General features: G+C 66.7%; 19 protein-coding genes. 1 reads left to right on the top strand and 18 read right to left on the bottom strand.

Annotated features, from left to right (window positions below; genetic code table 11):
• Nucleotides 1-135: 135 nt before the first annotated feature.
• Nucleotides 136-768, bottom strand: coding sequence for a hypothetical protein (locus tag FEF15_RS01980; RefSeq protein WP_163557415.1), 633 nt, complete (start codon nucleotides 766-768; stop codon nucleotides 136-138).
• A 93-nt stretch (nucleotides 769-861) separates the two neighbouring features.
• A complete protein-coding gene (locus FEF15_RS01975; protein ID WP_163557414.1) occupies nucleotides 862-1,419 on the bottom strand; it encodes a YqhA family protein in 558 nt (185 codons plus the stop codon).
• 116 nt (nucleotides 1,420-1,535) lie between these two features.
• Here FEF15_RS01975 and FEF15_RS01970 point away from each other — a divergent pair, with 116 nt between their 5' ends.
• The gene (locus FEF15_RS01970; RefSeq protein WP_163557413.1) at nucleotides 1,536-2,465 is read left to right on the top strand and encodes a YihY/virulence factor BrkB family protein; all 930 of its coding nucleotides are present in this window, start codon (nucleotides 1,536-1,538) and stop codon (nucleotides 2,463-2,465) included.
• 17 nt (nucleotides 2,466-2,482) lie between these two features.
• On the opposite strand, the gene FEF15_RS01965 is transcribed toward FEF15_RS01970, so the two are convergent.
• The 16 genes from FEF15_RS01965 to FEF15_RS01890 all read right to left on the bottom strand — a co-directional run bounded on the left by FEF15_RS01965 (nucleotide 2,483) and on the right by FEF15_RS01890 (nucleotide 17,157).
• Nucleotides 2,483-2,704, bottom strand: a complete 222-nt coding sequence (locus tag FEF15_RS01965) for a hypothetical protein (RefSeq protein ID WP_163557412.1) — start codon at nucleotides 2,702-2,704, stop codon at nucleotides 2,483-2,485.
• A 35-nt stretch (nucleotides 2,705-2,739) separates the two neighbouring features.
• A complete protein-coding gene (gene ureG / locus FEF15_RS01960; protein WP_163557411.1) occupies nucleotides 2,740-3,378 on the bottom strand; it encodes an urease accessory protein UreG in 639 nt (212 codons plus the stop codon).
• 22 nt (nucleotides 3,379-3,400) lie between these two features.
• Nucleotides 3,401-4,105 (bottom strand): urease accessory UreF family protein, encoded by a 705-nt coding sequence (locus FEF15_RS01955; protein WP_163557410.1) that lies wholly within the window; start codon nucleotides 4,103-4,105, stop codon nucleotides 3,401-3,403.
• On the bottom strand, nucleotides 4,095-4,598 hold the full coding sequence (gene ureE, locus FEF15_RS01950; RefSeq protein ID WP_163557409.1) for an urease accessory protein UreE: 504 nt from the start codon (nucleotides 4,596-4,598) through the stop codon (nucleotides 4,095-4,097). Before ureE ends, FEF15_RS01955 begins: the two co-directional genes overlap by 11 nt.
• Before the next feature lie 11 nt (nucleotides 4,599-4,609).
• Nucleotides 4,610-6,325, bottom strand: coding sequence for an urease subunit alpha (gene ureC / locus FEF15_RS01945; protein ID WP_163557408.1), 1,716 nt, complete (start codon nucleotides 6,323-6,325; stop codon nucleotides 4,610-4,612).
• Nucleotides 6,322-6,657 (bottom strand): urease subunit beta, encoded by a 336-nt coding sequence (locus FEF15_RS01940; RefSeq protein ID WP_163557407.1) that lies wholly within the window; start codon nucleotides 6,655-6,657, stop codon nucleotides 6,322-6,324. Before FEF15_RS01940 ends, ureC begins: the two co-directional genes overlap by 4 nt.
• A gap of 10 nt (nucleotides 6,658-6,667) precedes the next feature.
• Nucleotides 6,668-6,970 carry an urease subunit gamma gene (locus tag FEF15_RS01935; RefSeq protein ID WP_163557406.1) on the bottom strand — a complete coding sequence of 101 codons (303 nt, stop codon included), beginning with the start codon at nucleotides 6,968-6,970 and terminating at the stop codon, nucleotides 6,668-6,670.
• Nucleotides 6,971-6,999: 29 nt separating this feature from the next.
• Entirely contained in the window at nucleotides 7,000-7,887 is an 888-nt protein-coding gene (locus tag FEF15_RS01930; RefSeq protein ID WP_163557405.1) for an urease accessory protein UreD, read from the bottom strand.
• A 269-nt stretch (nucleotides 7,888-8,156) separates the two neighbouring features.
• Entirely contained in the window at nucleotides 8,157-8,855 is a 699-nt protein-coding gene (gene urtE / locus FEF15_RS01925; protein WP_163557404.1) for an urea ABC transporter ATP-binding subunit UrtE, read from the bottom strand.
• Nucleotides 8,855-9,694, bottom strand: a complete 840-nt coding sequence (gene urtD / locus FEF15_RS01920; protein WP_163557403.1) for an urea ABC transporter ATP-binding protein UrtD — start codon at nucleotides 9,692-9,694, stop codon at nucleotides 8,855-8,857. The genes urtE and urtD overlap by 1 nt, the downstream gene beginning before the upstream one ends.
• Nucleotides 9,691-10,821: an urea ABC transporter permease subunit UrtC gene (gene urtC, locus FEF15_RS01915; protein WP_163557402.1), complete on the bottom strand. Its 1,131-nt coding sequence runs from the start codon at nucleotides 10,819-10,821 to the stop codon at nucleotides 9,691-9,693. The genes urtD and urtC overlap by 4 nt, the downstream gene beginning before the upstream one ends.
• Before the next feature lie 3 nt (nucleotides 10,822-10,824).
• Entirely contained in the window at nucleotides 10,825-12,426 is a 1,602-nt protein-coding gene (gene urtB / locus FEF15_RS01910; RefSeq protein ID WP_163557401.1) for an urea ABC transporter permease subunit UrtB, read from the bottom strand.
• A gap of 86 nt (nucleotides 12,427-12,512) precedes the next feature.
• Nucleotides 12,513-13,781 carry an urea ABC transporter substrate-binding protein gene (urtA, locus tag FEF15_RS01905; protein ID WP_240454052.1) on the bottom strand — a complete coding sequence of 423 codons (1,269 nt, stop codon included), beginning with the start codon at nucleotides 13,779-13,781 and terminating at the stop codon, nucleotides 12,513-12,515.
• Nucleotides 13,782-14,192: 411 nt separating this feature from the next.
• Nucleotides 14,193-15,719 carry a tripartite tricarboxylate transporter permease gene (locus tag FEF15_RS01900; RefSeq protein WP_163557399.1) on the bottom strand — a complete coding sequence of 509 codons (1,527 nt, stop codon included), beginning with the start codon at nucleotides 15,717-15,719 and terminating at the stop codon, nucleotides 14,193-14,195.
• Nucleotides 15,719-16,171 carry a tripartite tricarboxylate transporter TctB family protein gene (locus FEF15_RS01895; RefSeq protein WP_163557398.1) on the bottom strand — a complete coding sequence of 151 codons (453 nt, stop codon included), beginning with the start codon at nucleotides 16,169-16,171 and terminating at the stop codon, nucleotides 15,719-15,721. The genes FEF15_RS01900 and FEF15_RS01895 overlap by 1 nt, the downstream gene beginning before the upstream one ends.
• Nucleotides 16,171-17,157, bottom strand: a complete 987-nt coding sequence (locus FEF15_RS01890; RefSeq protein ID WP_163557397.1) for a tripartite tricarboxylate transporter substrate-binding protein — start codon at nucleotides 17,155-17,157, stop codon at nucleotides 16,171-16,173. The genes FEF15_RS01895 and FEF15_RS01890 overlap by 1 nt, the downstream gene beginning before the upstream one ends.
• Nucleotides 17,158-17,197: the final 40 nt, after the last annotated feature.

The raw sequence follows: 17,197 nt of genomic DNA, 5'->3' as shown, positions 1-17,197 counted from the left end.
CCCTCCAGTTGATCGATGACGCCTGTCGCCAGAGCCGCGACAAGCTCGTGCCGTCGACTCATCAGCATACACACACTGATACGTTCCCACAGTCTTGCACCGACCCGGAGATGATCGGCATCAGTCTTTCAACGCTCAGGGGTCGAGGCGCCAACGCGACAGCCAGGGAAGCCCCTGCACCTCGACGCCCAGCTCCTCCAGCCAGTCCGCGACCACCAGGTTGGACTGATGGGCCAGCCAATAGCCGCGCGGGTCGCGCACGAAGACCAAGTTGAACGTCGGGCTCTCCACCCCGGGGGCGGCCGCGGCAAAGCGAGCATCCAGTCGTCGGCTCAGTGCCCTGGCGCGCGACCGTTCCACGACCAGCGAATAGCTTTCCGCCACCCCTTCGGGGGCCAGCCGGGAGAGCTCTCGGGGAAGCGCCAGCCCCTCATCGACGCGCCGCCCCAGGGCGCCAGACGTGGGCCACAGCATCGCCGCCGTCGCGGACAGCAGGTGCCGCTGCCCCTCCACGTACCATTGCCAGTCGCCGTAGCTGTAGCGCACCACCCCGCTCTCATGGTGGGGCAGCACCAGGCTGGCGTGGCGGCCATGGTCGAGCAGGTAGACGTCCACCGGATCGGCCACCTCGGCGGGCGGCACCAGCCGGCCGGCACAGCCCGTGAGCAGCAGCACGCAAGCCGCCAGCAGCAGAGCGACACCGGCGCGGCGCGCCTTCTTTGCGGGGTCGCAGCGGCAGTGCCGCCGTGGTGTGCGCCTGACCGTCATGACATCGCACCCGCAAGACAGGAAGTGCCAGCCAGTATAGTCGCAAGGCAGTCCCCGTGGTCGCGGTGGCCTCTTCCGGACACCTGGCAAGGCTCACTCGGCCTTGTGCGCCAGCGCCATGAGGTAGAGCGCCAGGGCCAGGGCGAGCACCGAGAGCGCCAGGTAGATGGCATCGAGCGGGGTATCGAACTGGATGCCCACCACCGCCCGGAAGAATTCGATGATCACCGCCAGGATCACCACCCGGGCGATCTTGTCCTTGAGCTGGTCCAGCGACCGGACGTTGAAGGGATGGGACGGATCGCGCCCCTCGGCGGGCTCGATGCGAGACACGAAGAGCTTGTAGACGCCGAGCCCGAAGATCATCAGCACCAGGGCGATCAGGTAGATGTCGATGGCAACGATGATGTCGGTGACCACGCTCTTGTGGATGTCGTGGCCGCCGTCGAGGTAGTGTCGCCAGGTACTCGCTACCACGCCGAGGATATCGAGGCTGGCAATCACGAAGAGCACCAGGGCGCCGAGCAGTGCGGGAATCACCGCCAGCAACACCAGCAGGCGGGACTGCCAGAGAAAATGCTCGAAACGCCGCTCGAGACGGCTTCGCGGGGTGTCGGGACGGGGCTTCTCGGGCGGCAGCGCCTCGCTCATGACGGGTTCCTTGTGGCGAATGGGCGGCGACTGACGACGGCGATATCGGGATTCGTTTGACCGTCGATGTCGAACAGCACGTATCATGCCGGATAGAGCCCCGACAGGGATAGCGCATGGCCTCTCGACCACCGACTCGCTCTCGCCACCTGGCCTTCGTTCTGCTACCGCGGATCGCGAGCTTCCTGTGGCGCGTGCTGACGGCCTTCCTGCGCAATCGCGGCATTCTGCTGGCGGGCGGCGTCGGCTACAACATTCTGCTCTCCATCGTGCCGCTGTTCGCCCTGCTCGCCGTGCTGCTCACCCAGGTGGTCGACGAGCAGACCCTGTTCAATGTGCTCAGCGTGCAGGCGCGCCATCTCGCCCCGGCCCACGCCGAGGTGCTGCTCGATGCCGTGCGCACCCTGGTCGATACGCCGGAGGTCATCGGCCTGTTCGGCATCCTGGTGCTGCTGGTGTTTAGCTCCTTCGCCTTTCGCATGCTGGAGGATGCCCTGGCGATCATCTTCCATGCACCCGACGCCCACGTGGGGCGTAGCGTCTGGGTCTCGGTGCTGCTGCCCTATGTGTTCATGCTGGTACTCGGCGCCGGCCTGCTGGCCCTGACGCTGCTGGTGACCCTGGCGGGCGCGCTCAACAGCCTGTGGCTGGCGCTCTTCGGCAGCGACCTGCCCCTCGCCGGCCTCTCGGAAACAGCGCTCAACCTGTTCAGCTTCGGCGGCGTCTTCATCCTGTTCAGCGCCATCTACAAGGTGCTGCCGCTGGTGCGCATCGCCCTGCGCCGCGCTGTCGTCGGCGGCTTCGTGGCGGCGCTGCTGTGGGAGGGGATACGGCTGCTGCTGGTCTTCTACTTTGCCAACCTGTCGCTGGTCAACGCCGTCTACGGCTCGCTGGCCACCCTGATCGTGGTGCTGCTGAGCCTGGAGGTAGGCGCGATCATCCTGCTGCTGGGCGCCCAGGTGATCGCCGAACTGGAACACAACGCCCGCCGCGGGCTGCCCTGGCACGTAGACCCGCGGCGCGAAGCAGTGACCCACCTGGACTGAGCCACCGCCCGGCACTATCAGCGCTGGCGGCGGCGCCGGCGACGCAGGGCAAGGCGTGCCAGCGGCACCAGCGCCGCCACGCCCAGGGCGACAATGGCCAGCACTGCCAGCAGCGAGGGGCTGCCGGTGTGGGCGTGCACTGACGGGGCGCCGTGCCCGGAATGGCCCAGGGCCGAACCGGCGACCAGCAGCAGCGAAGCTGGGGCAAGGCGTGCAACAGAACGCATGGGTAACGTCATGACGAATCTCCTTGTGCAGGGGTGGGGTAATAGGCTCAGCTGGCGGCGGCTTCGGTCCGTGGCCGGCGCTCCGGGAGCATGCCGCGGTCGAGGATGAACTGGATGATGGTTTCCAGCCCCACGCCATCGTAGAGGTTGGTGAAGACGAACGGGCGTTCGCCGCGCATCTTGCGCGAATCGCGCTCCATCACTTCCAGGGAGGCGTGGACCTGCTCGGCGATGTCGATCTTGTTGATGATCAGCAGGTCTGACTTGGTGATGCCCGGCCCCCCCTTGCGCGGAATCTTGTCGCCGGCGGAGACGTCGATCACGTAGAGGGTGAGATCCGAAAGCTCGGGGCTGAAGGTGGCCGAGAGGTTGTCGCCCCCGGACTCCACCAGCACCAACTCGAGGTTCGGGTGGCGCTCCTGCAACTCGTCGATGGCGGCGAGGTTCATGGAGGCGTCCTCGCGGATCGCCGTGTGCGGGCAGCCGCCGGTCTCCACGCCGAGGATGCGATCGGCGGGCAGCGCCTCGTGCTTGAGCAGGAAGTCGGCGTCTTCGCGGGTATAGATGTCGTTGGTGACCACGGCGATGTCGTAGTGGTCGCGCAGCGCCCGGCAGAGCTGCTTGAGCAGGGCCGTCTTGCCGGAGCCCACCGGGCCGCCGACGCCGATACGCAGGCAATGGGTCATGTCGTTCTCCTGGTGTTTTACACTAGCTTCGAAACAGTCGTGAGTACTGGGTCTCGTGCAGGGCGCTGGCCAGGGCCAGGCCGGGCAGCGCGGGGCCGAGTTCGCCGTCGGGCAGTGCCAGCGCCTTGTCCACCGCCGCGACCAGCGCCGGGCGCAGCCGCTCGACCAGCCGCTGGGCGGCGGTATGCCCCAGCGGCAGCGCCTTGCACGCCACCGCCAGCTGGTTTTCCAGCCACGCCCAGGCAAAGCCGAGCAGGGCCTGACGTGGCGGAATGCCGCGGACGTGGACGGCCCAGGCGAAAAACGTGACGTAACCCGCCCCGGGTGGCGATGCTGGCTCGCTCGGCAGCAGTGCCAGGCTGCCCAGCAGTCGCGCCAGCGACGCCCCCAGGCGCGCATCCTCGGCGGCAAGCTCGGCCGTCTCGCGGTTGGCGGCAAGCCACTGATCCCACTCGGCTACCGTCTCGCCGTCACCATTCGCCCAAGCCTGCTGCAACCGCGCCAGCGCCGGCAGCTCGCAGCGGGTCAAGCCGTCCTCCAGCACGCCGGCGAGCCACTCGCCGAGGCTCTCTTCATCGCACACCCAGCCCAGCTCGAAGGCGCTCTCCAACCCCTGCGAGAACGCGAAGGCGCCGATCGGCAGCGCCGGGCTGACCAGTTGCAACAGCCCCAGCAGCGCCAGGTCACCGCCCTGCTCTGTCAACGACGGGGCCGGATCAGTGCGCATGGCTGTGGTCATGTTCATGATGGTGGCCATGAGAGTGGGAATGAGCGTGGCCCAGCTGGTTATAGGCGCCGGGCTCGGGGTCGAACGGTGCCTCGTGCCGCTCAAGGCTTGCCCCCAGTCGCTCGGCCAGTGCTTCCAGGACATGATCCGGTGGAAAGCGCACGAAACCGCCCTTCTCGTCCTCGCCCAGTGCCAGCTGCACATGGCGATTGCCCAGGTGATAGGCGAGACGTGCCAGCGGCAAGCCAACGGCCACGCGGGCGGTGACCACCGGCTCGTCGGCGGCCCTCACTCGCACGATCTCGCCACTCTCGGCGCGCAGCCCCTCGCCGTCGCGCAGCACCGGGCCGCGATCGAGGAAGAGCCCCAGCTCGCGACCGGCGTCGCTCACCACCTTGAGGCGGCCCAGCACGCGCTGCTCATAAGGCAACGTCAGGGTGTCGACGGCCTGGTCCACCGCGATGGGCCCCAGGCGTTCGGTCAGTCTCAGCATGTCGGGCTCTCCTAGAACAGGTGGTAGCGCTGGGCCAGCGGCAGCTCGGTGGCCGGCTCGCAGGTCAGCAGCTCGCCGTCGCAGCGCACCTCGTAGGTCTGCGGGTCGACTTCGAGATCGGGGCAGGCATCGTTGAGCTTCATATCGCCCTTCCTCACGCCCCGGACATCGCGGCAGGCCGACAGCGGGCTATGCAGGCCCAATCGCTCCTTGATGCCCGCATCCAGCGCCGCCTGGCTGACAAAGCTGAGCCGTGTCTGGCTCGCCGCACGCCCGAGGGCACCGAACATGGCGCGGTAGTGCACCGGCTGCGGCGTGGGAATGGAGCCGTTGGGGTCGCCCATGGGCGCCGCGGCGATCATGCCGCCCTTGAGGATCATGGCCGGCTTGGTCCCGAAGAAGGCGGGCTTCCAGAGCACCAGATCGGCGAGCTTGCCCACCTCTATGGATCCCACCTCGTGGGCGATGCCATGGGTGATCGCCGGGTTGATGGTGTACTTGGCGATATAGCGCTTGGCGCGGAAGTTGTCGGCACCGCGGGTCTCGTCCTCCGGCAGCAGGCCGCGCTGCACCTTCATCTTGTGGGCGGTCTGCCAGGTGCGGCATACCACCTCGCCCACCCGCCCCATGGCCTGGGAGTCGGAGGCGATCATCGAGATCACCCCCAGGTCATGAAGGATGTCCTCGGCGGCGATGGTCTCGCGACGGATGCGCGAGTCGGCGAAGGCCACGTCCTCGGGAATCCCGGGATCGAGGTGGTGGCACACCATCAGCATGTCGAGGTGCTCGTCGATGGTGTTGACCGTGTAGGGCCGGGTCGGGTTGGTGGATGACGGCAGCACGTAGGGCTTGGCGCAGGCGGTGATGATGTCCGGCGCGTGGCCGCCCCCGGCGCCCTCGGTGTGGTAGGTGTGGATGCAGCGCTCCTTGAAGGCGGCCAGCGTATCCTCCACGAAACCTGATTCGTTGAGCGTATCGGTATGGATGGCGATCTGGACATCGTAGCGCTCGGCCACGGCGAGACAGTTGTCGATGGCCGCCGGGGTGGTGCCCCAATCCTCGTGCAACTTGAGGCCCATGGCGCCGGCCTCGAGCTGCGCCTCCAGCGCCTCGGGCAGGCTGGCGTTGCCCTTGCCGAGAAAGCCGATGTTCATCGGCAGCTCATCGACGGCCTGCAGCATCTTTCCGATATGCCATTCGCCGGGCGTGCAGGTGGTGGCGTTGGTGCCCGTCGCCGGGCCGGTGCCCCCGCCGAGCATGGTGGTGATACCGCTCATCAGCGCCTCTTCCACCAGCTGCGGGCAGACGAAGTGGATATGGGCGTCCAGGGCGCCGGCGGTGAGAATCTTGCCTTCCCCCGCGATCACCTCGGTGCCGGGGCCGATGACGATCGCCACGTCGGGCTGGGTATCCGGATTGCCGGCCTTGCCGATGGCCGCGATGCGTCCGCCCTTGAGGCCGACGTCGGCCTTGACGACGCCCCACCAGTCGAGGATCAGGGCGTTGGTGATCACGGTGTCCATCACGCTGCCGTCATGACGCTGGCTCTGCCCCATGCCGTCGCGGATCACCTTGCCGCCGCCGAACTTCACCTCGTCACCGTAGTGGGTGGCATCGCGCTCCACCTCGATCCACAGCTCGGTGTCGCCCAGGCGCACCCGGTCGCCCACCGTGGGGCCGTACATGTCGGCATAGGCCTGGCGACTGATCTTGTTAACGGACTTCACGGCTGCCCTCCTGTCTGGCTGGATTGACCGAGGCTGCCCATCACCTCGCCGCGAAAGCCATAGATGTGCCGGCTACCGGCATAGGGAATCAGCGTGACTTCACGGGTCTGGCCCGGCTCGAAGCGGATCGCCGTGCCGGCGGCCACGTCGAGGCGGTAACCACGCGCCTTGTCACGGTCGAAACGCAGCGCCGGATTGGTCTCGGCGAAGTGATAGTGGGACCCCACCTGGATGGGTCGGTCGCCGGTGTTCGCGACCTCGACGCTGATCCGTTCGCGCCCCGCGCAGAGCTCGATCTCGCCATTCTTCAACTGATATTCACCAGGAATCATCGGGAGCTCCTTAAACGATGGGTTCGTGGACGGTGACCAGCTTCGTGCCGTCCGGGAAGGTGGCCTCGACCTGAACTTCATCGACCATCTCGGCCACCCCCTCCATGACGTCGTCGCGGGTCAGAATCTCGCGGCCGGTGCTCATCAGCTCGGCCACGCTCTTGCCGTCGCGGGCTCCTTCCAGGATCTCGAAGCTGATCAGCGCCACGGCCTCGGGGTAGTTGAGCTTCAAGCCGCGCGCCAGGCGTCGCTCGGCAAGCTGGGCGGCCGAGAAGAGCAGCAGCTTGTCCTTGTCTCTGGGGGTCAATTCCATGGTGGCGTCTCCGTCGTGAGGGGGAAGATTCAGGTCAACCAGATTCGCGGCACCTGCGCCGGCTTGCCGAGCAGTCCGGGGCGCAGGGTCTCCCAGGCCTGCTGGCAGAGGTCCCAGGCCTCGTTGCGCGCCTGGCCCAGGTAGCGCAGCAGCAGCACGCCGTGGCGCACAGTGACCGCCCAGCGGGGCGAGCCCGGCAGGGCCTCTCGCAGGGCGTCAATGGCACCCGCCTCGTCGGCCAGCCCCACCGCCCAGAGCGTGGCCTGGACGCTGGCCCCGCCCTGCCCCCAGCGACCGAGAAAACGCGAGTGGCCGGGGTCGAGCGGCTGGCGCTCCAGCCACAGCGGCGCCCCGTCGCGGATCAGGCGGAATCGCTGCTCGATGCGCCCGGTGACATAGGGCAGCCGACTGGCTGGCCGCCCCAGCGCCAGCACCTCCCAGCCCAGGCAGCGAGCCCCCGCGGCCAGGTCGATTTCGGTGGCCTGCTCGCCCGTGGTGCCGTCGAAAGCAATCGTCTCCTGGGGCAGCCACTCCAGCGCCCCGCCACTGGCGACGCTCAGCCGGGTGTGCTGGCGCCAGGCCACGCCATGGCTGTCGGCGGCGTAGAGCTTGTTGGCGGCGGGGGTGGTCAATAACGCCTGTGCCCCCGCCTCGACCCGTGCCGAGATGGCCAGGGCATCGCCGCTGACCAGGCCGCCGGGGGGATGCAGCAGATAGACGTGGCAGGTGCCCGCATGGCCCTCGGGATGAAAGGGGCGCTGCACCCGCAGCGGGCCCTGATGTCGCGCGGTGACCATCCGGGTGGCACCCTGGCGGGTGGCGAAGGCGAGCTCGAGGGAGGCCGCCCAGCGGCGTCCGGCGTCGAAACGGTGGCCCGACTCGGAACAAGAAGGGATGGCGCGCGGGATGGCCGTCATTGACAAAGGGTCCTGTGCGTCCGGTGAGAGTTTCCTCTCCCAGAGCAAGCCGCGTACCAAGATGGTGAATTACCCGAAAACCTGTTATTAAACAGAGGCTTGTTTTGTACACAAAGAGCGATTCGGATACCGAGCGCACCAGCGATGCGCCTGGGTGGCCGGGCTCTTGCACCAATCCGATACACGCCATCGATACACGCACCACCATGATGCAAAACGCCCGCTTCGGCGAGAGCCGAAGCGGGCGTTGGAGGCTGGGTGCTGGAAGGCTAGACGGTCAAATGCTCCTTGATCAGCGCGTCGGAGAGTTCGCCGATGGGCCCCCTAGCCACCGGCCGGCCGCGATCCATGATCACGAAACGGTCGGCGTACTTGCGCGCGAAGGGCAGCTTCTGCTCCACCAGCAGCACGGTCAGGCCGTCCTCGGCGATCAGCCGGCGAATGACCTCGCCGATCTGGGTGACGATATTGGGCTGGATGCCCTCTCCCGGCTCATCGAGGATCAGCAACCGCGGCTCGAGCACCAAGGCGCGACCGATGGCCAGCTGCTGCTGCTGCCCACCGGAGAGATCCCCGCCGCGGCGATGGCGCATCTCCTCGAGCACCGGAAAGAGCTCATAGACGCGCTCGGGAATGGTGCGGCGGCCGTCCCCCCGGGCGGCAAGACCGGTACGCAGGTTCTCTTCCACGGTGAGCAGCGGGAATATCTGCCGCCCCTGGGGCACGTAACCGATCCCCAGCCGCGAGCGTGCCTCCACGGGGCGCTGGGTCAGCTCGACATCGTCGGCATAGCGGATGCGGCCCGAGCTCACCGCGACCTCGCCCATGATCGCCTTCATCAAGGTGGTCTTGCCCACCCCGTTGCGCCCCATCACGCAGGTGCACTGCCCATCGGGCACCTCGAGGTCGAGGTCCCAGAGGGTGTGGCTCTCGCCGTAGTACTGGTTGAGGGTGTCGACGGTCAGCATCAGGCGGCCTCCTCTTCGGCGCCCAGGTAGACCTCGATGACCTTCGGGTCGTTGGAAACCTGATCCATGCTGCCCTCGGCCAGCACGCTGCCTTGGTGCAGCACCGTCACCTGGCGGGCGATGGAGCGCACAAAGCCCATGTCGTGCTCCACCACCACCACCGACTGCTTGCCCTTGCCGGCCAGGCCGGTGAGCAGCTCGGCGGTACGCTCCATCTCCTGCTCGGTCATGCCGGCCACCGGCTCGTCCACCAATAGCAGGCGCGGCCGCTGCATCAGCAGCAGGCCGATCTCCAGCCACTGCTTCTGGCCGTGGGAGAGGATACCCGCCGGGCGGTTGCGCAGATCGGCCAGGCCGATGGTGACGAGGATTTCTCCGATGCGGTCACGGATCTCACCGGTCAGGCGCGCCGTCAAGGTCGGCAGAATCCGCTTGTCGGCGGCCATGGCCAACTCCAGGTTCTCGAAGACCGTCAGCGCCTCGAAGACCGTGGGCTTCTGGAACTTGCGGCCAATGCCGAGGCTGGCGATCTCCGGCTCGTTCAGCGTCAGCAGGTCGTGGCGGCTGCCGAACCATACCGAGCCGCTGTCAGGGCGCGTCTTGCCGGTGATGATGTCCATCATGGTGGTCTTGCCCGCACCGTTGGGGCCGATGATGCAGCGCAGCTCGCCATCGTCGATGGTGAGGTTGAGGTTGTCGATGGCCTTGAAGCCGTCGAAGCTCACGGTCACGTCCTCCAGGTAGAGGATCGGCCCGTGGCGCACGTCCACGGGAGACGCTGCCGGCACCAGGAAGTCGAAGACCCGGTCACGGTCGGCCAGGGAACTGAGAAGACTCATGCGCTTGCCTCCTGGGGTGTCGAGGTGTCATCCGACGAGTGTCGCGGGCGCTTGACGCGGTAGGCGAGCAGCCCCGCCACGCCCTTGGGCAGAAACACGGTGACCAGCACGAACATGGCCCCGAGCGCGAACAGCCAGGCGTCGGGCATCACCCCGGTGAACACCGTCTTGGCGTAGTTGACGAGAATCGCCCCGATCACGGCGCCATACAGGGTTGCCCGTCCGCCCAGTGCCACCCAGAGCACGATTTCGATGGAGAAGATCGGCGAGAACTCGCTGGGGTTGATGATCCCCACCTGGGGCACGTAGAGCGCCCCGGCAAGCCCCGCCAGCATGGCCGAGACCACGAAGACGAAGAGCTGGAAGCGCTCGACCCGATAGCCGAGAAAACGCGTACGCGACTCGGCATCCCGGGTCGCCACGCACACCCGCCCCAGCTTGCTGCCGACGATGGCCCGGCAGACCACGTAGCCCAGCGCCAGCGCCACGCCGGTGGCGAGGAACAGCCCCAGGCGGGTGGCATCGCTGCGCAGGCTGAACCCGAGGATATCGCGGAAGTCGGTGAGGCCGTTGTTGCCGCCGAAGCCCATCTCGTTGCGGAAGAAGGCCAGCATCAGGGCGAAGGTCAGCGCCTGGGTGATGATCGACAGATAGACCCCGGTAACCCGCGAGCGAAAGGCGAGAAAGCCGAACACCAGCGCCAGCGCGCCCGGGGCCAGGAGCACCATGAGAAAGGCGAACCAGGCCATGTCGAAGCCGGCCCAGTACCAGGGCAGGCTCTCCCAGTTGAGAAACACCATGAAATCCGGCAGGACCGGGTGGCCATAGACCCCGCGATCGCCGATCTGGCGCATCAGGTACATGCCCATGGCATAACCGCCCAGGGCGAAGAAGGCGCCGTGCCCGAGGCTGAGGATGCCGAGATACCCCCAGACCAGATCCACCGCCACCGCCAGCAGGGCATAGCTCAGGTACTTGCCGAACAGGTTGACGGTATAGGCCGTGACATGCAGGGGATGGCCTTCCGGCACGGCCAGGTGCAGCACCGTGACCAGGGCCAGGGCGGCCAGAAGCACGCCGATGAAGAGCTGCGTGGAGCGCTCAGTGAAAGGTTGTGTCAGCCACATCGTCTAGCCCTCCGCCGCACGGCCCTTCTGCGGAAAGAGTCCGCGGGGGCGTTTCTGGATGAACAGGATGATGAAGACGAGCACGATGATCTTGGCGAGCACAGCGCCCGCCCAGGGCTCGAGGATCTGGTTGATCACCCCCAGCGAAAGGCCCGCCACCAGGGTGCCCCAGAGGTTCCCGACGCCCCCGAACACCACCACCATGAAGGAGTCGATGATGTAGTTCTGGCCCAGGTTGGGTCCCACGTTGGTGAGCTGAGAGAGCGCGACACCCGCCAGGCCGGCGACCCCGGAACCCAGGGCGAAAGTGAGGATGTCGACGCGGGTCGCACGGATGCCCATGGAGCGCGCCATGGCGCGGTTCTGGGTCACGGCACGCACTTCCAGGCCCAGGCGCGTGCGCCGCATCACCAGCATCAGGCCGGCAAACACCACCAGGGCGAAGCCCAGCACGTAGAGGCGGTTGAGGGTCAGCGACAGCCCCTCGTTGAGCATCACCGAGCCACTCAGCCAGTCGGGCGTCACCACGGTGCGGTTCTGCGGCGAGATCACCGTTCGCACCAACTGCTGGAGGATCAGGCTGACGCCGAAGGTGGCCAACAGCGTCTCGAGCGGGCGCCCCTTGAGGAACTGGATAACGCCGCGCTCGATGGCCACGCCGGCCAGCGCCGACACCAGGAACCCGCCGGGAATAGCGAGAAGCAGCGCCAGGCCGGGCTGGCCGGGCAGCAGCTGCTGCATGGCCCAGGTCGTGTAGGCACCGAGCATGATCAGCTCGCCGTGGGCCATGTTGATCACCCCCATGACCCCGAAGGTGATCGCCAGGCCGATGGCGGCCAGTACCAGCACCGAGCCCAGCGAGAGACCGAAGTAGAGGGTTTCGAGGCCGCTGTTGAGGCGCATCTTCTGTTCAATGTCGGCCAGCGCCGCCGTCGCGGCCTGGGCCAGTTGAGGGTCGTCGCTGCGGCTCGCGGTATTGAGCGCCGCTCGCACCCGGGAGTTGAGGCTGCCGGCCAGGGCGTCCACGGCGGCGGTATCGCCCTGTTCCAGGCGATGGATGGCCAGGGCCTGTTCGAGCAGGCGACGCACCTCGTCATCCGCTTCGCCGTCGATGACCGCACGGAGCGGCTCGGCCAGGCTGGCGTCGACGTCGCCGAGCAGCGCGCGGGCCGCCTCGCGGCGCTCGTCGACGGCCTCGGCATGCAGGTCGAGCACCGCCAGCGCCCCCTGCAACTGGCCGCGCAGGGCGTTGTTGATACCGATGCGGTCCAGCTCGCGGCGCGACATCTCGCCGGCGTCCTCGAAGCTCAGGGCATCGACCACCGGCCAGCTGCGGCCGCGATTCTCGACGACCACGACGAACTGGCCGGTGTCCTTGTGACGCTGCAGCTTGCCGCCGAGCAGCGCCTCGAGCCAGCGGCGGCTGCGCGGGTCGCCGCTTTCTATTATTGCCTCGATCGCCTCCCCCTTTTCGGCGTAGGCGTCGGTGTCGAGGGATTCCAGCAAGGCCTGGCCGGCCTCCTCCTGCGCCTGGGCGGCCAGCGGCAGACCGAGCAGCAGGCAGAGGCACAGCAGGCCTGGCAGGAAGCGTGGGAGCATCCTCATGGGCGTGTCCTGTCGGGGATGGGGAGTTGGCGTGTGTCGATATGCCACCGGGCCGACTCGTCGGCCCGGTGGGACCTCGGCGGGGCTTATTCTTCGGGCGCCTCTTCCTCGGCCTGGCTGCCGCCGCAGCTGCCGCGCACCACGTTGTAGTTGCCGCACTCCATGGGCGCTCGCCAATCGCTGATCAGGTCCCTGGAGCCTTCCAGGTAGTCGGACCAGGCGTCACCCGCCACGGTGGAGGGCGTCTCCCAGACGATGGAGAACTGGCCGTTGTCCTGGATCTCGCCGATCAGCACCGGTTTGGTGATGTGGTGATTGGGCATCATGGCCGCATAGCCGCCGGAGAGATTGGGCACCGAGACGCCGATGATGGCGTCCTTGACCGCGTCGACCTCGGTGGTGCCGGCCTTGCGCACCGCTTCGGTCCACATGTTGAAGCCGATATAGTGGGCCTCCATTGGGTCGTTGGTGACCGCCATCTCGTCACCAGTGTGCTCGATCCAGGCGTCGATGAAGTCGTAGTTGGCGTCGGTATCGACGCTCATGAAATAGTTCCAGGCCGCCAGGTGACCCACCAGGGGCGCGGTGTCGATGCCGGTGAGCTCCTGCTCGCCCACCGAGAAGGCCACCACCGGGATATCGGCGGCGTCGATCCCCTGGTTGCCGAGCTCGCGGTAGAACGGCACGTTGGCGTCGCCGTTGATGGTCGAGACCACGGCGGTCTTCTTGCCCTGGCTGCCGAACGCCTTGATCTCGGAGACGATGTTCTGCCAGTCCGAATGGCCGAACGGCGTGTAGTTGACCATGATGTCGTCTTCGGCGACACCGAACTCGTCCTGGAGGTAGGACTCGAGGATCTTGTTGGTAGTACGCGGGTAGACGTAGTCGGTGCCGGCCAGCACCCAGCGCTCAACGCCGACCTGATCATGCAGGTAGTTGACGGCGGGGATCGCCTGCTGGTTGGGCGCCGCGCCGGTGTAGAAGACGTTCTCGGAGGACTCCTCCCCCTCGTACTGCACCGGATAGAAGAGCAGGCCGTTGAGCTCCTCGACCACCGGCAGCACCGACTTGCGCGACACCGAGGTCCAGTTGCCGAAGATGACGTCGACCTCCTCCTGGGCGAGCAACTCGCGCGCTTTCTCGGCGAACAGCGGCCAGTCGGAAGCGGGGTCGACCACCACCGGCTCGAGCTCGCGGCCCAGCAGGCCGCCGGCCGCGTTCTGCTGCTCGATCAGCATCTCCACGGTGTCCTTGAGCACCGTCTCGCTGATCGCCATGGTGCCGGAGAGGGAGTGCAGGATCCCCACCTTGATGGGGTCATCGTCCTGGGCCAGCGCCGGGGTCGCGACCGCCATGCTGAGCAGGGAAGCCGCGAACCAGCGTGAGGGGTGTGTCTTGCGCGGGAGAGTGGTCACTTGAACCTCCTTGCGTCCTGTCGATGAAGGACTTGTTGTGGTGTCGACGCGCCACCCGGAATAACCGGGCGGCACATCACAGGGCACACAATCCGTAGCAACGACCGCGCCACTCGCATCAAAAAACGGTTTTAACCTGTTTTTTCAATGCACTGCGAAGCTTTCAAAACCTGGCTACCCATCACGATGCACCGTACCTGTGCAGGCACGCCTGGCGAGCCAGGCCCGACGCACCACCAGGCTGCACCACCGCTGTGCCTCCCCTGCACCGGCCTGGCGAACCGCCCCATTAATGACAACGGGGCGCCGATCCCTCGGCGCCCCGCTGCGGTTGGTGGATGGAGTGGCGACTCAGTCGCTCTCAGGACTGCCGGAGCCCATGCTGGCGCGCATCCGCCGACGCAGGATCGGCCCGACGATATAGGGCAGGATCAGCCCCAGGCCGGCGAACACCCACAGGCCGATGGCCAGGCCGCTGTCCCACAGGATGGTCCAGTCGCCGTCGGAGATGTCCATGGCATGGCGCAGGTTCTTCTCCATCTCCGGCCCCAGCAGCAGGCCGAGGATGATCGGCACCAGCGGGATCTCCAACTTGCGGAAGATGTACCCGGCCACGCCGAAGGCCACCATGAAGTAGAGATCGAAGGTGGTGTTGCTGATCGAGTAGATACCCACGAAGGCGATCATGGTCACCACCGGCAGCAGGTACATCGGCGGCACCGAGAGCAGCTTGACGAAGATGCCCACCAGCGGGATGTTGAGTATCAGCAGCAGGAAGTTGCCGATCAGCAGCGCGGCGATCACGCCCCAGACGATGTCGGCGTTCTGGGTGAACATCAGCGGTCCGGGAGTAATGTTGAGCGAGATCAGCAGCGCCAGCAGCACCGCGGTGGTGCCGCTGCCCGGCACGCCCAGGGTCAGCATGGGCACCAGAGCCCCGCTCGAGGCGCCGTTGTTGCCGGCCTCGGGGCCGGCCACGCCGCGCGGGTCGCCTTTACCGAAGTAGCCCTTCTTGCCGACCACCTTCTTCTCGAGGGTATAGCCGATGAAGCTGCCCAGCGAGGCCCCAGCACCGGGGAGCACGCCGGCGATGAAGCCCAGCACACCGCCCCGGAAGCTGGAAGGCAGGATGTTGCGGATGTCCTTCCAGGTGAGCGTGAGCTTGTTGACGGCCATCTTCGCCTTGCCGCCGCCGGCCTTCTCCTCGATGAAGAACAGCAGTTCGGAGATGGCGAACAGCCCGACGATGGCGATGATGAAGTCCACGCCCTCGTAGAGCTCCAGGGTCCCGAAGGTGTAGCGCTGCACACCGGTGGAGTCGATGCCCACGGTGGCGATCATCAACCCGATGGCGGCAGCCACCACGGTCTTCATGGGGTTCTTGCCGGTGATACCGCCGAGGGTGGCGAAGGCCAGCAGGAAGAGCGCGAAGTACTCGGCCGGGCCGAAGGTCAAGGCGAAGTCGGCGAGCAGCGGCGCCAGCAGGATCAAGCCGATGGTGGCGACCAAGCTGCCGATGAAGGAGGCCACGGCGGAGATCGCCAGGGCCTCGGAGGCCTTGCCCTGCTGGGCCATGGGATAGCCGTCGAGGCAGGTCATCATCGCCGGCTCGTCGCCGGGAATGTTCAACAGGATCGACGAGATGCGCCCGCCGTACATGGCGCCGGCATAGACCGCGGTGAGCATGATCATCGCGGTCTCCGGGGCCAGTCCCAGGGTAAAGGCCAGCGGGATCAGGATGGCCACGCCGTTGGCCGGGCCGAGCCCCGGCAGGGCACCAATCAGGGTGCCCAGGAAGGCACCCAGCAGGCCGAACATCAGGTTGTGCGGGGCGAGCGCCACCCCGAAGCCGTCGATCAGGAAGCCAAGGGTCTCCATCAGCTCACCTCCAGGAACGAGAGCAGGCCCAGCGGCAACGCCAGGTCGAGGGCGAAGTTGAAGAGCAGGAAAACCACCACGCCCGACGCCGCGCCGGTGACGAAGGCTCGCACCGGGGCGGAGCCCATGCGCCAGCACAGGGTGCCCACGGCGAGGGTGGTGCTGATGATGAAGCCCAGCGGCTGCAACAGCGCCGCATAGAGCACCAGCACCACCACGGCAACGATCAACTCGATGCCGGTGCGGCTCCACGGCCAGGCGTTATCCGGATCCGGCCGTACGACCATGTAGAGACTGGAGAGTGCCAGCACCACGGCCAGCAGGCGGGGAAAGGTCTCGGGACCGACAGCCTCGGTCCCGCCGAAGGGTTCCGGGAACTGAGTGGTGCCCCAGCCGTACGCGACGGCCAGGACGATCATCAGAATCCCGAAGATGCGGTCGTTGAAGGTCATCACTGGATCAGCCCGATGTCCTTGGAGAGGGTTTCGATCTCGGTGATCTGGTCCTTGACGAAGGATTCGAACTCACCGGCACTCATGTGGAACGGCATCAGGCCGTTCTGCTTCATGACGTTCTTCCACTCCTCGCTCTCATAGATCGTATCCATGGCATTGACCCAGTAGTCGCGAGCGTCGTCGGAGATCTCCGCCGGCATGTAGAAGCCGCGCCAGTTGGGGCCGAGCGCGTCGATACCCTGCTCCATGGCGGTGGGAATATCCTCGAACTCACCGGGCAGGCGCTCCTCGGACAGCACGGCAAGCACCTTGAGGTCACCGGATTCCATGAAGCCCTGGGCCTCGGTGATGTCACCGGTGAAGGCGTCCACGTGCCCCCCGATCACCTGGGTCAGTGCCTCCCCACCGTTGTTGTACGACAGGTAGGGTATGCGCGGCAGGTTCTCGACATCGGCGGCCTGGGCGGCGATCAGCACCTTGAGGTGGTCCCAGCCCCCCTTGGCACTACCGCCGGCGAACTTGACGCTGCGCGGGTCTTCCTTGAGGGCATCCATCAGTTCATTGAGATCTTCGTACTCGGAATCCACCGACACGGCGATGATGCCGTAGTCGGCACCCAGCGCCCCGATCCAGTTGACCATGTCGGCGTTCATGTTGGGGAACTGCCCCTGGGCCAGTCGTGTGGTGGTCGCGGTGGACGCCGCCACCAGCAACTGCTCATCGCCGGCTCGCTTGCTGACGGTATGACCGAAGGCTACCCCGCCACCGGCACCGGCCATGTTGATGGTCTGCACGCTGCGCGGAACGATATCCAGATCCTCCATCACCTTGCCGACACTGCGGCAGGTGAAATCCCAGCCACCGCCCGGATCAGCGGGGGCCAGGCACTCCACCTTGCCTTGGGGTTCGAAGGCGGCGGCAGTACCGGCACTGACGGTCAGGGCGGCGATGGCGATCAGTTTGAGTGGCGTTCTCGTGGACATTGTTGTTGTCCTCCTGTCGGACAGTGACTCGTGGCTTGCA

This window comes from Halomonas sp. NO4, from assembly GCF_010994375.1.
Lineage (GTDB): Bacteria > Pseudomonadota > Gammaproteobacteria > Pseudomonadales > Halomonadaceae > Halomonas.
Note: the sequence above shows the minus strand (reverse complement) of the source record. Positions and strands in the feature narration are given on the sequence as shown.